The following is a 12,906-nucleotide window of genomic DNA, read 5'->3' on the forward strand; positions in this document are numbered from 1 at the left end:
TGCCGTCGAACCGCCGCTCACCGGCGGCTCCTGGGCGTCAGGCGACGGGCGGGGTGCCGTGCGTGTGGAAGGACTCGATCGTCTTGAGACCCCACGCCTGGCCCTTGGCGCGTTCGGCCTCGGTCCAGGTGATCAGCGGCCAGTCGGGGGCCAGCACGAGCCGGGTGAGCGGGTTGCAGAGTTCGACCCGGTTGCCGCCGGGCTCGTATACGTAGAGGAAGAACGTCTGCTGGATGGCGTGCTTGTGCGGGCCGGTCTCGATGAACACGTCGTTGTCGAGGCAGATGTCGGCCGCCCGCAGGATGTCCTCGCGGGTGTCGGTGGCGAAGGCGATGTGGTGCAGCCGGCCGCTGGAGCCCGTCCAGTCGGAGGTGTAGACGACGTCGTACGACTTGTTGGTGAACGTCAGCCACTGGGCGGCGAGCGTGCCGCTGTCGAGGACGATCTGCTCGGTGGGGCGGGCGCCGAGGACGTCGCGGGTGAAGGCGGCGTTGGCGGCCACGTCGGAGCCGAGGAAGTTGACGTGGTCCAGCCGCCGGACGCCGACCCCGTGGGACGGCTTGGCCTGCGGCTGGTTCTTCAGCCCCGGCTTCAGTGCGGGGGGAGCGACGTAGTGCTCGCTCTCCCAGTACAGGGCGAGTTGATGGCCGTCCGGGTCGCTGGTCAGGTACAGCGGGCCGATGCCGGGCTCGTCCTCGGCCCAGCGGCCCGGCCGTCCGGCGGCTTCCAGCTCCTTGATCCTGCGGTGCAGCGCCTCCCCGCTGGAGGTGCGCAGTGCGGTGCGGCGCACGCCCGGCGTCCCGTGCGCGGTGAGGACGAGGCTGTGGTGCTCGTAGTCGTCGAAGGTCCGCAGGTAGACGGAGTTCCCGTCGCGGCCGTTCTCGGTCAGACCGAGTATCCGGGTGAAGAAGTCGACGCTGGCGTCGAGGTCCGGGGTGAGGAGTTCGACGTGTCCGAGGTGGGCGATGTCACCGAGAGGCGGAGTCATCCGTGCCTCCTTCGAGGGGTGCGGGTGCGGGTGCGGAGGTGCGGAGGTGCGGTACGGGGCGGCGGGCCGCGCGAAGACGGTCCCGTCGAAGATCTTGCGGGCGGTGCGCACCACGGCGGTCCGGCCCGGCACCGGGGTGGTGCCGTCCTCGCCGACGTCGACGGCCGCCGTCACGTCCAGGTGGCCGGTGGGGTGCTCGATGCGCACCCGGCCTCCCGGCGGAGGGAGCCGGGCGATCCGCTCACCGACGTTTCCGGGGATCAGCAGCCCGGCGGCGACGCTCGCGGCGCCCAGCACGCCGATGGAGGTGTGGCAGCGGACCGGGATGAAGGTGCGGGTGGTCACCGCGCCGCCTTCCGCGGGCGGGGCGAGCAGACTGAGTTTGGGCACGGTGGCGGTGGAGACGTCACCGAGCCCCATGAGAGCGCCGGCCGCGAGCCGGATCTCGCGGAGGCGGTGGGCGAGCGCGGTGTTCTCCTCCAGCTCGCCGGGGTTCTCGTAGCCGGTGATCCCGGTGTCCCGGAGATCGGCGGCGGCGATCAGGACGGTGGGCATGCCGTTGTCCACGCAGGTGACGGGGGTCCCCGCGACGGTGTCGCGGACCCGTCCGGTCGGCAGCAGCGCCCCCGAACCGGGCGGGAAGTCGACGACCACGGGAGCCGCCGTCCCCGGCACGCCGGAGAGCGCGGTGGTACCGGCGTACTCGACGCGGCCGCCCGGGGTGGGGAAGGTGGCGGCGGCGAGGTCCCCGGTGTTCATCATGCGGATGCGGACGGTGGTGCGGTCCCCGCCGGCCGGGACCAGCCCGCGTTCGACGGCGAACGGTCCGACGCCGGCCAGCAGATTCCCGCAGTTCTGACCGTCACTCACCTCTGCTTCTTGGACGGCCACTTGGAGGAAGAGGTACTCGACGTCCGCGTCGGGGCCGTCCGAGGGCCGGACGACGGCGACCTTGCTGGTCAGCGGGTGCGCCCCGCCGAGCCCGTCGATCTGGCGCGGGTCGGGGCTGCCCATCAGGCGGAGCAGCAGGTCGTCGCGGGCGGCGGCGTCCCCGGGGAGGTCACCGGCGAGGAAGTACGCCCCCTTGGAGGTGCCGCCCCGCATCAGCATGCACGGCACCTCCTCGGGGAGCGTCACGGTGCCGCTCCGTCGCGCAGGTGCTCCTCGTACGAGCGGTACGTCACGCCGAGCCGTTCCAGTGTCTCCCGCAGGCCGTACCGGTCGAGGCCCAACTGCCCCCCGGCGAAGGCCGCCCGGGACGCCTCCTCCTTGGCGGTACGCGCGACGGAGGCCTCGATCGCCTCGGCGGCCCGCTCGCGCGGCACGCACATCACGCCGTCGTCGTCGGCGAGGACGATGTCGCCGGGCCGGACGATCCGCCCTTCGATCGCGACGGGGACGTTGACCGATCCGCCGGTCGCCTTCACGGTGCCCTGCGCGCTGACGGCCTTCGACCAGACGGGGAAGTTCATCGCGCGCAGCTCCGCCGTGTCACGCACCCCGGTGGTGGTGATCAGGCCGCGTACGCCCCGGCGCTGGAGGGCGGTGGCGAAGAGCTCACCGAACAGGCCGTCCGTACAGGGGGAGGTGGTGGTGACGACGAGGATGTCCCCCTCGCCGCACTGCTCCACCGCCGCGTGGATCATGAGGTTGTCGCCGGGCCAGCAGAGGGCCGTGACGGCGGTGCCGGCGATCCGTACGCCCTGCTGGACCGGGCGGAGCGCGGGGCCGAGGCTGCCGGTGCGGCCGAGGGCCTCGTGCACCGTGGCCACACCGTGGCCGGCCAGGGCGTCGGCCTGGGCCAGGGACGCCTTCGGGGGGTTGGTGACGATCACGCCGCTCATGCCAGGACCCCCGTGACCTGCGGGTACGGGCGCATGTACGCCTCGCCGTAGGTGGTCGACGCCAGGCCCAGGTTGGGTCCCGCGTTTCGCTTGAGCTGCACTCCGCGCCGCTTGCCGAGGTCGGTGTAGTACTCCCACAGGTGCGCCTGCGCGGAGAGGCACTCCATCGCCTCGCGCTTGGTGTCGAAGACCTCGGTGATGTCGAGGAGCACCTCGGGGGTGAAGCCGCACATCTCCGGCTGGTGGGGCTCGAAGAAGAAGACCGGCGGGGCACCCAGGACCTCGCCGGGGGCCGGGTAGCCGATGGCCCCGGCCAGCACCCGGGCGTCCAGCGCCATCCGGGCGGCGGCCGGGTGGTCGCCGTTGTACGGGTCCTCCAGCGGGTGCGTGAGCACCACGTCGGGCTGGGTCTCGCGGTAGATCGCGACCAGCCGGTCGGTCAGCTCCGGGGTGACCAACAGGGGGTAGTCACCGGCGTCCAGGAAGCGCACCTCTGCCCCGAGGACGGCGGCGGCCCGTTCCGCCTCGTCCCGGCGCATCGCCTTGATCTCCTCCAGCGCCTTGCCCTCGCGCCAGGCCCGCGCCGACTCACCGCGCTCGCCGTAGGTCAGACAGGCGATGGTCACTCTCTCGCCGCGCGAGGCGGCGAGGGCGACGGCGCCCCCGGCCCGCCACACGAAGTCTCCGGCGTGCGCGGTGACGACGAGCGTCGACCGTGCGGGGGCGGGCGCGTTGGCTTGGGTCATGCTTGCGTCTCCTTGGCTGCGGGTGCGCTCCCGCCCCACCGGAAACCCCCTGGCGGGTCAGGCGCGCAACACGTCGATCACACTGCTGAGATGAGCGCGGACGGCCTGCTCGGCCGCCTGCGGTTCCCCGGCCACGATCGCTTCGATCATGGCGAGGTGTTCGCTCAGGGACTGCTGGGGACGACCGGGCCTCAGGGCCAACTGGAACTGGTGGCGCACCAGTTGCCCGTTGAGTCGCTCCAGGAGTTCCACGGCGGTCCGCTGCCCGGAGAACTCCCTGACGCAGGTGTGCAGTTGGTGGTTGAGCTCGGAGTAGGTGAGGGGATCGCCCTCTGCCACCGCCTTGGCCATGAGTGCGCCCAGACCGGTCAGCTCCTCGCGCTGCGCCTCGGTGGCCAGGACCGCCGCCTTGGCGGCACACAGCCCTTCGAGCGCCATGCGGCACTCGGTGATGGCTACCGCCTCCTCCACGGTCACCACGCGCACCCGGGACCCGCGGTTACGGATCCGCTCCACCAGCCCCTGCGCGGCAAGATCGATCAGCGCCGCACGGATGCTGGCCCGTGTCACACCGAACCGCTCGGCGAGTTCGTTCTCCACCAGCCGTTGGGCCGGCGCCATCTCGCCCCGCAGAATCGCCTGCCGGAGCTGGGACAACGCCAGTTGCTTGGCCTGCTCCCCGCTGCCCGGACTGGCTTCCTTCGGCATTCGTGCCCTCCCTGAGTGAGTGCTTGTCGACGCTAAATCTAGGCCAACATGATTGTCAACAATTTTGTCTCCGATTTTGCGCGGACGGTGCTCTCCCCGGGGGAGGCGGATGCGCCCTCCCCGTGGGAGGGGGAGGGCACCGACGGCACTCCGGAGTCCTCCGGGTTCGCGGGTCCGCCGCGGGGACGACCGGGCCGGTGCCCGGCGGCCCGTGCGAGGGCGTACGGGGAGGAACGGTGTGCGGCGCACGGGGAGGCAGGAAAGAGCGGGTCCGACGGACACGGGGCTGAGCGTCGGCGAGCGGATCGTGCCGCTCGGGCCGGACCGGCGGGACGGCACCCCCGCGGGACCAGCTGCGGGTGGGTGCCGCGGTCGCCGCGGCCCCGCTGCTCCGGCTCGTGCACGCCGGAGGAGTGGTGGCGCGGCACGGCACGCTCCTCGTCGCCTCCGGCCGGCCCCGGTGGAGCCGCTCGCCGCAGCCGTGGCGGTGCGGATGCCGGGTGTGAGTAGTTGACGTACAGGAAATCCCGGTGAGAACGATCGTGCTTGACTACTGGGTCTCCGTGGTCTGAAGGACCTGTGCGTGGAAGCGGTCGCGGTCCGCAGCTTCCTTGGGTGTCAGCGGGTCATCCGGAGGCCGGATCCGGGTTCGGCGGGGGTGCGGGATGTCGTCGGCTTCCCGGAGATCCGCGAAGTCGGCGTGCGCCTCCTCGACGGCCTCGGGGTATGCCTCCCTCCTCTCGTGCTCGGCGAGCGCGCGGTAGATGCTGGCGACGCTGGAGCATGGCCTTTGCGCTTGCCGGTGGGGATGATCAGGTCGGGCTGGATCTGCTCGACCGACTCGCCGTTCGCCCGGCGCCGCAGCACGGTGTGCAGCATGTCCTGGGTGATGACGGCAGGTCGGCCACCGTGCTTGCCCTTGCGGGCCGCCGCGTCGAGACCTTCGAGGGTCGACTCCCGGATGTTCTCCCGCTCGGTCTCCGCCATCGCCGCGAAGAACGCGAACAGTAGACGGCCCGGCCCGCTCGGGTCGTACATCCCGGGCAGCGGCCCGGCAAGCATCTCCAGGACCAGGCCGTGGGCGGTGAGATGGCCGGCGAGCGAGGTGAGTTCGGCGGCGTCGCGGCCCAGTCGCTTCATCTCGTACACGGTGAAGATGACCCGGCAGTGCGGGGGCGTGGGCCTTGATCTGGCGGGCGAGCGCGAGGGCGGCCTCGAACTGCGGGCGGACGCGCACGCGGGTGCTGATCTTCTCGGAGAACACCTTGTCGCGCTCGATGCCGTGTTTGGCGAGGGCGTCGAGCTGCGACTGGAGCTCCTGGCCGAGCGTCGAGCACCGTGCGTACCCGATGCGGATGTCGGCGCTCGGGGCGTTGGGCGCGAGAGCGGGCGGGACGGGGTGCCGGAGCGCCACGGCTGGCCGGGCCCGCGGTCGGCGGGGGTGGGCACGCGCAGGAGCTCGGCGAGGCGGGGCACCTTGGTGAAGCGGCGGGTGTGGTAGGCGCCGGCGACCGCGCCGGAGCGCGAGCGGCACGGCGAGCCAGGCGCGGCACTCTACGTCGTCCGCATCGTTCGGTGAGGCTTCTTGAAGGGCCGTCATGCACCGGAGCTGTCACAAAACATTCTCAGAAGTACCTCGAACCCACCTTTGGGTGAGAACGAGTTCTGCTAACCGGAACGGCGCTTCGCGGTCGCCGGGCCGTCATTTTTGTCTTGCTCGGGCATAGGACCGTTTGTGAGAACGGCGGTCAGATCGATGTGTGCGGGGCTTCCCGGTGGGGCGCGACTGCGGGCGCGGTCATGTCGAGCAGGAGCAGGGCGTCGTGGCCGGGTGTGCCGGGTTCAGCGGTGTAGACGCCGATGCGCTGTCCGGGGGTGCCTTCCAGCTGCATGGACTGCGAGGTGAGCGTGAGGGTGCCGACGCCGGGGTGCTGGAAAGTCTTTTGTGCAGGCTTTCGGCCGGTGACCTCGTAGCGTTCCCACAGCCGGGCGAAGTCGGGGCTCTTGAGGAGGAGCTCGCCGACGAGGTTGGTCAGGTCCGGGGCGTCGGGAGCGGTGCCTGCGACGGCGCGCAGCCGGGCGACGCAGGCGGTGATCTGCCGGTCCCAGTCCGGGAACAGGTTCCGTGCGGCCGGGTGGAGGAAGAGGTAGCGGGCCAGGTTGCGGTGCTTGGCCGGCCAGTCCTCCAGACCCGCGTACAGGGCGAGGCCGCCGGGGTTCCAGGCGAGCATGTCCATGCTGCGGCTGATGACGTACGCGGGGTTCGGGCGCAGCGACTCCAGCAGCAGTTTCAGGTGGGGGCGTACGGTGCGGCTCGGTGCCGGCGGCGGCTCGGAGACATAGCGGGCGGCACGCGCCGCGAGCTCACGCAGGTGCTGGTGCTCCTGGTCGTCCATGTGCAGGGCGCGGGCGAGGGAGTCGAGGACGGCGGGGCTGGGGCGGGTCTCCTTGCCGCGTTCCAGGCGCACGTAGTAGTCGATGCTGATCCCGGCGAGGGTGGCCAGCTCCTCACGGCGCAGGCCCGGGGTGCGGCGGATGCCGGCGCCGACGGTGAGGCCGACGTGCTCGGGGCTGGTCTGGGTGCGGCGGGCGCGCAGGTAACGACCCAGCTCGGCGCCCTCGCTCTGTGCGCTCGTCGAAGTCATGACTCCAGTCTCACCCGCCGGGCACCCGCGGGGCGGGCGGGAGGGGGGCCCTGTCGTTACCCCCGAAGAGCCCGCCCTGCCACACCCGAGCAATCCGGGGAAAGGTGGATGAGGAAGACGCCGGTCCCTCGCGCCGCCCGGGTTTCACCCGGCACGACCTGCCGGGCCGGGCGAGAGTGAGAGACCAGGTAACACCATGATCGGAAGAGGGCGAGATGCGGTACATCAAGCTGCGTAACCTGGAGGTTTCCCGGATCGGGCTGGGCGCGATGGGCATGTCACACGGCTACACCGGCTCCGGCACGGACGACGCGGAGTCGATCCGCACCGTGCACCGGGCGCTGGAGCTGGGCGTCACCCTGATCGACACCGCCGAGATCTACGGCCCCTACACCAACGAGGAGCTGCTCGGCCGGGCCCTGCAGGGGCGCCGGGACAAGGTGGTCCTGGCGACGAAGTTCGGCCTGGTCTCGCACGGCGGCGACGGCGCGTGGAACCTGGACTCCTCCCCGGCCAACATCCGCACGGCTGTCGAGGGCTCGCTGAAGCGCCTGGGCACCGATCACATCGACCTGTACTACCAGCACCGGGTCGACCCGAACACGCCGATCGAGGAGACCGCGGGCGCCGTCGGTGAGCTGATCGCCGAGGGCAAGGTGCGGGGCTTCGGGCTCTCGGAGGCGGGCCCGGACACGATCCGCCGCGCGCACGCCGTGCAGCCGGTCACCGCGGTGCAGTCGGAGTACTCGCTGTTCACCCGGGGGATCGAGGAGCGGGTGCTGCCCGTACTGCGGGAGCTGAACATCGGCCTGGTGCCGTTCTCCCCGCTGGGCCGCGGAATGCTGACCGGCACGGTGCGCTCCCCCGACCAATTCGACGAGAACGACTTCCGCCGTGACAACCCGCGTTTCACCGGCGAGAACTTCCAGCGCAACCTGGCCCTCGCCGATCAGGTCAAGGCCCTGGCCGACGAGGTCGGTGCGACGCCGGGGCAGGTGGCGCTGGCCTGGCTGCTGGCCCAAGGCGACGACATCGCCCCGATCCCCGGCACCAAGCGCGTGTCCCGGGTGGAGGAGAACGCCGCCGCCGACACCGTCACCCTCACCGCGCAGCAGATCGAGACGCTGACCGCCCTCCCGCCGGCCGCCGGCGACACCCACACCGAGGCCCAGGCCCGGATGCTGGAGCGCTGACCCCCACCCCGCCGGGGCGCCACGCTCCGCACCCCCACCACCCGTTTGGAGTAGCACCGTCATGCGTGCAGCCGTGATGTACGGCGCCGGCGACGTCCGTGTCGAAGACCGGCCCGACCCGAAGATCGACCAGCCCACCGACGCGGTCGTCCGCGTCGTCGCGTCCTGCGTGTGCGGCAGCGACCTGTGGCCCTACGCCTCCATGCCCGCCACCGACACCGGCCGCCCCATGGGGCACGAGTTCCTCGGCGTCATCGAGGACACCGGCGCGGACGTCACCGGCCTGACGGCGGGCGACCTGGTCGTCGCCCCGTTCACCTACAGCGACAACACCTGCGACTACTGCGCCAAGGGCCTGCACATCTCCTGCCGCCACGGCGGCCGGTACGGCTTCGACGGCGTCGACGGCGGACAGGGCGAAGCCGTCCGCGTCCCACAGGCCGCCGGCACCCTGGTCAAGCTCCCGGTGGCTGCGGACTCCGCGCTGCTGCCGTCCCTGCTGGCCCTGTCCGACGTCATGACCACCGGCCACCACGGCGCCGTCACCGCCGGCGTCCGCCGCGGCGACACCGTGCTCGTCGTCGGGGACGGCGCGGTCGGCCTGTGCGCGGTGATCGCCGCCAAGCGGCTCGGGGCCGAGCGGATCGTCCTCGCGGGACGCCATACGGCCCGTACAGATCTCGGCCGTGACTTCGGCGTCACGGACGTGGTCGCCGAACGCGGCGAGGAAGCAATCGCCCGCATCCGCGACCTGACCGGCGGCGTCGACAAGGTCATCGAGGCCGTCGGCACCCGCCAGAGCTTCGACACCGCGCTCGGAGCGGTCCTGGACGGCGGCACCGTCAGCCGCCTCGGCGTCCCTCAGTACGAACAGGGCCCGATCGGGCCGGCCCTCTTCATGCGCAACATCACCCTGACCGGCGGAGCCAGCCCCGCCCGCGCCTACATCGAGCAGCTCCTGCCCGACGTCCTTAACGGCACCATCACCCCCGGCCGCGTCTTCGACCAGGAATTCACCCTCGGCCGGACGCCGGACGCCTACCAGGCCATGGCCGACCGCCAGGTCCTCAAGGCGCTCATCCGCCCCTGACCACGACCGGCACCCCCTACCGGCACCCGCACAGCAAAGGACACCCCGCTGATGAAGACCGTCACTCTGAACAACGGCGTCGAGATGCCGCTCCTGGGCTTCGGCGTCTACCAGATCCCCGCCGAGGACACCGAACGCACCGTCTCCGACGCGCTCGCCGCCGGCTACCGGCTGCTGGACACCGCCGCCGCCTACGGCAACGAGGAAGCCGTCGGCCGCGCCATCAAGTCCAGCGGCATCCCGCGCGAGGACCTGTTCGTCACCACCAAGCTGTGGGTCCAGGACGCCCCCGCCCAGGACAACACCCGCCGCGCCTTCGAGACCTCGCTGACCAAGCTGGGTCTGGACCACCTCGACCTGTACCTGATGCACCAGCCCTTCGGCGACGTCTACGGCCAGTGGCGCGCCATGGAGGCCGCCAACCGCGAGGGCCTGACCCGCGCGATCGGCGTCGCCAACTTCTACCCCGACCGCCTGATCGACCTGATCGTCAACAACGAGATCACCCCGCAGGTCAACCAGATCGAGACCCACCCCTTCTTCCAGCGCACCGACTACCACGCCCTCATGCGCGAGCACGGCGTGCAGCACCAGTCCTGGGGCGGCTTCGCCGAAGGCAAGAACGACCTGTTCACCAACCCGCTCCTCGCCGGCATCGGCAAGGAGCACGGCAAGTCCGTCGCCCAGGTCGTGCTGCGCTGGCTCACCCAGCGCGACGTCATCACCATCCCCAAGTCCGTACGCGCCGAGCGCATGGCCGAGAACTTCGACGTCTTCGACTTCGACCTCACCGACGAGCAGATGGCCCAGATCGCCACCCTCGACACCGGCAGCTCCCTGTTCTTCGACCACCACGACCCCGAGATGGTCACCTGGCTCGCGAAGCGCCGCCTCGACGCCTGATCCCAGGAGCCACGGCCACAGAGGGCGGCAGACCGATGGCCTGCCGCCCTCTGTCCTGCTCGAACCTTCGTCCCCGGGGGGCCGACCTGTGACCCGAACCGACCGTCTGCCCGCGCGGCGCGCCCTCCTGCGTGCCGCACTGCTGACCGGAGCCGCCGCCATGACCACCCCCGTCCTCGCCGCCTGCACACGCGACCCCGACCGGCAGACGTCCGGCCAGGCCACCACAGCCCCGGCACCCGAGCCCTCCCGTAAGCCTCGCGGGATCCTGCTCGCCTACTTCTCCCGGCCGGGCGAGAACTACTACTACGGCGACCGCACCGACCTGAAGACCGGCAACACCGAGGTCCTGGCCCGAAAGCTCCACAACCTGATCGACTGCGACCTCTACCGGATCGAAGCCGCCGACCCCTACCCCCACGATTACGATGCCACCGTCCAGCGCAACGTCAGAGAGCAGGACACCGACGCCCGCCCGGCCATCAAGGACCGCCTGCCCGACCTGACCGGCTACGGCACCATCCTGCTCGCCAGCCCGATCTGGAACGTCCGCGCACCCATGATCATGACTACGTTCACCGACGGGCTGGACTTCCGCGGCAAGACCGTCCGCCCGGTCACCACCTACGCCATGAGCGGCCTGGGCACCACCGAACGCGACTACGCCGCCTCCCGCCCCGGCGCAACCATCGCCCCCGGCCTCGCTGTCCAGGGCGAGAAGGTCAGGGACGCCGACACCGAAGTCGAGGCATGGCTGCGACGCATCGGGCTGTCCACCAGGTGACCGTTCCTGCCGGGTACCTCACGGCTGTTCGCCGTCCTCGTCGCCGTCCTCGGACGCGTCCGGGTCGCGGAAGGGGCGCAGGCCCTGGCCGGGGCCGCTGGCCTTGATGTTGAACAGGTAGCGGCCCAGGAAGTTGATGTGGCGGTCCTTGAGCGGGGACAGGCGGGCGACGTCCTCGTCCTTGAGGTCGTGGCCCTCGGAGCGGAGCCGGGCCACGGCAGCGTCCAGGTAGCGGGTATTCCAGAGGACCACCGCGTTGATGACCAGACCCAGGGCGGCGAGCTGGTCCTCCTGACCCTCCCGGTACGCCTGGCGGATCTGGCCCGGGCCACCGTGGCAGATCGCGCGGACGAGCCGGTGGCGGGACTCCTGGACGGTGAGCTGCCGGTTCATCAACCGCCGGTACGTGTCGGCCAGCGGATGGACCAGGGCGAGCAGGTGCATGGTCCTGTCGATCCGCCCGTACTCGGCGAATGTCAGCTGGACCGACCCGCGTGGGAGGCCTTCTCGGTCCGGAGGAAGAAGAAGGAGGTCAGGACCCCGAGGGCGACCACCGCGGTGTTCACGATCACTGCGGTCGTGATCCCGTCGTGGATGTCGGTGTTCGCCGCTGCGATCGCCGACATGACCGGCGTGCCCATCGTGATGCCGATCTGCTGGGTCATGGTGGCCAGGCCCGTCGCCATGCCCTGCTCGTGGTCGGCGAGGCCGGTCGTCGCCGTGACCATGAACCCGACGATCACCAGCATGTTCCCCACGCCCCCGGCGAAGGTAGCGGCGAGCAGCAGCCACATGCTCGAACCGGTCTCGCCCAGCCCGACCAGGGACAGGGTCGCCACCGCCTGCACCACCCCGCCGATCAGCAGCGTCGTCCGGGTGGACGTCGCCCCGATCACGCGGGGCGCCATCGAGCCGCCCACCACCGTGCCGACACCCAGCACGCCGAACGACAGGCCGGCCGTCAGCGGCGAGAACCCCAGTACCTCCTGGAGGTACAGCGTCATCAGGAAGACCAGGCTCGTCTCGGTCAGGAACGCGATCGCACCGGCGACGTTTCCCCAGGCCACCGTCGGCTTCTTCAGCACCGGCACCGGCACCAGCGGGCTCGTCGCCTTCGATTCCACCGCGTAGAAGACCAGGAGCAGCACCACGCCGGCCGCCAGCCATCCCAGCGCCGCACCCGAACCCCAGCCGTGCTCACCGGCCTGCGTCAGACCGAACACCAGCGCCAGCAGCCCCAGCGTCACCGCCACCGCGCCCGGCACGTCCAGCTTGGGACGGACCGCCGGGCGGGACTCCTTGATCGCCGTCGGCGCGATCACCAGTACCGCGACCGCCACCGGCACGTTGATGAAGAACGACCAGCGCCACGACAGGAGGTCGGTCAGCACCCCGCCCAGGATCGCGCCGGTCGTGAACCCCGCCGACATCAAAGCCCCGTTGAGCCCGAGTGCTTTCTGCCGCAGCGGTCCCTCCGGAAACGACGTCGTCAGCAGTGACAGACCCGCCGGGGTGACCGCCGCCGTCGCCAGACCCTGGAACACCCGCGCCACGATGAGCATTTCGGGACTCTGGGCCAACCCACCCACCAGGGAGGAGAGTCCGAGGACCGCGAGTCCCGCCAGGAAGAGCCGCCGCCGGCCGAACAGGTCCGCGATCCGCCCGAACAGCAGGGTGAAGCCGGCCGCCGCCAGCGCGAACGACGTCGCGATCCACTGCAGCCCCGACAGCGAGAAGCCCAGTCCGTCACCGATCACCGGCAACGCCACGTTGAGGATCGAGAAGTCCACCGCCAGCATGAACTGCGCGACCAGCAACACCACCAGGACGAGCCGCAGACGACCGTCCAGACGGACCGGCCCCTCCCCCGCCCGTACACCCTCGGCAACGGCCATCACACACATCCCTCTCCGGAGCGGACGGCCCGAGCGGTCGTCCTGGAGAGTGACTCTGCTGCTGTGCGCGGGAGTTACCCAGCCCTCCGGTCTTGCTGGCGTCCGGGAAG

At 71.1% G+C, this 12,906-nt stretch carries 11 protein-coding genes and 3 pseudogenes; 4 read left to right on the forward strand and 10 right to left on the reverse strand.

The window, feature by feature from the left end; genetic code table 11:
* Nucleotides 1-37: 37 nt before the first annotated feature.
* The 8 genes and pseudogenes from PZB77_RS12490 to PZB77_RS12525 form a co-directional block, all read right to left on the reverse strand.
* Nucleotides 38-988, reverse strand: a complete 951-nt coding sequence (locus tag PZB77_RS12490) for a catechol 2,3-dioxygenase (RefSeq protein ID WP_275496033.1) — start codon at nucleotides 986-988, stop codon at nucleotides 38-40.
* A 60-nt stretch (nucleotides 989-1,048) separates the two neighbouring features.
* Nucleotides 1,049-2,098, reverse strand: a pseudogene (locus PZB77_RS12495) (4-oxalomesaconate tautomerase); the annotation flags it as partial.
* 23 nt (nucleotides 2,099-2,121) lie between these two features.
* Nucleotides 2,122-2,832 (reverse strand): 4-carboxy-4-hydroxy-2-oxoadipate aldolase/oxaloacetate decarboxylase, encoded by a 711-nt coding sequence (locus tag PZB77_RS12500; protein WP_275492672.1) that lies wholly within the window; start codon nucleotides 2,830-2,832, stop codon nucleotides 2,122-2,124.
* Nucleotides 2,829-3,578: a PIG-L deacetylase family protein gene (locus PZB77_RS12505; RefSeq protein WP_275492673.1), complete on the reverse strand. Its 750-nt coding sequence runs from the start codon at nucleotides 3,576-3,578 to the stop codon at nucleotides 2,829-2,831. The genes PZB77_RS12500 and PZB77_RS12505 overlap by 4 nt, the downstream gene beginning before the upstream one ends.
* Before the next feature lie 57 nt (nucleotides 3,579-3,635).
* Nucleotides 3,636-4,286 carry a GntR family transcriptional regulator gene (locus PZB77_RS12510; RefSeq protein ID WP_275492674.1) on the reverse strand — a complete coding sequence of 217 codons (651 nt, stop codon included), beginning with the start codon at nucleotides 4,284-4,286 and terminating at the stop codon, nucleotides 3,636-3,638.
* A gap of 618 nt (nucleotides 4,287-4,904) precedes the next feature.
* Entirely contained in the window at nucleotides 4,905-5,426 is a 522-nt protein-coding gene (locus PZB77_RS12515) for a recombinase family protein (protein WP_275492675.1), read from the reverse strand.
* Nucleotides 5,427-5,535: 109 nt separating this feature from the next.
* Nucleotides 5,536-5,886, reverse strand: a pseudogene (locus PZB77_RS12520) (recombinase family protein); the annotation flags it as partial.
* A gap of 148 nt (nucleotides 5,887-6,034) precedes the next feature.
* On the reverse strand, nucleotides 6,035-6,931 hold the full coding sequence (locus PZB77_RS12525; RefSeq protein ID WP_275492676.1) for a helix-turn-helix transcriptional regulator: 897 nt from the start codon (nucleotides 6,929-6,931) through the stop codon (nucleotides 6,035-6,037).
* 215 nt (nucleotides 6,932-7,146) lie between these two features.
* On the opposite strand from PZB77_RS12525, the gene PZB77_RS12530 reads away from it, so the two are divergent.
* The 4 genes from PZB77_RS12530 to PZB77_RS12545 all read left to right on the forward strand — a co-directional run bounded on the left by PZB77_RS12530 (nucleotide 7,147) and on the right by PZB77_RS12545 (nucleotide 10,901).
* Nucleotides 7,147-8,124, forward strand: coding sequence for an aldo/keto reductase (locus tag PZB77_RS12530; protein ID WP_275492677.1), 978 nt, complete (start codon nucleotides 7,147-7,149; stop codon nucleotides 8,122-8,124).
* Between the two features lie 61 nt (nucleotides 8,125-8,185).
* A complete protein-coding gene (locus PZB77_RS12535; protein ID WP_275492678.1) occupies nucleotides 8,186-9,214 on the forward strand; it encodes an alcohol dehydrogenase catalytic domain-containing protein in 1,029 nt (342 codons plus the stop codon).
* Nucleotides 9,215-9,265: 51 nt separating this feature from the next.
* Complete coding sequence (locus PZB77_RS12540; RefSeq protein WP_275492679.1) at nucleotides 9,266-10,117, forward strand: aldo/keto reductase; 852 nt, start codon at nucleotides 9,266-9,268, stop codon at nucleotides 10,115-10,117.
* An 88-nt stretch (nucleotides 10,118-10,205) separates the two neighbouring features.
* The gene (locus PZB77_RS12545) at nucleotides 10,206-10,901 is read left to right on the forward strand and encodes a flavodoxin (protein WP_275492680.1); all 696 of its coding nucleotides are present in this window, start codon (nucleotides 10,206-10,208) and stop codon (nucleotides 10,899-10,901) included.
* A gap of 18 nt (nucleotides 10,902-10,919) precedes the next feature.
* Here the strand turns inward: PZB77_RS12545 and PZB77_RS12550 are convergent.
* Nucleotides 10,920-11,372, reverse strand: a pseudogene (locus PZB77_RS12550) (Tn3 family transposase); the annotation flags it as partial.
* 5 nt (nucleotides 11,373-11,377) lie between these two features.
* A complete protein-coding gene (locus PZB77_RS12555) occupies nucleotides 11,378-12,796 on the reverse strand; it encodes an MFS transporter (RefSeq protein WP_275492681.1) in 1,419 nt (472 codons plus the stop codon).
* Between the last annotated feature and the right edge of the window lie 110 nt (nucleotides 12,797-12,906).

The sequence above is a fragment of the Streptomyces sp. AM 2-1-1 genome (genome assembly GCF_029167645.1).
Taxonomy (GTDB): domain Bacteria; phylum Actinomycetota; class Actinomycetes; order Streptomycetales; family Streptomycetaceae; genus Streptomyces.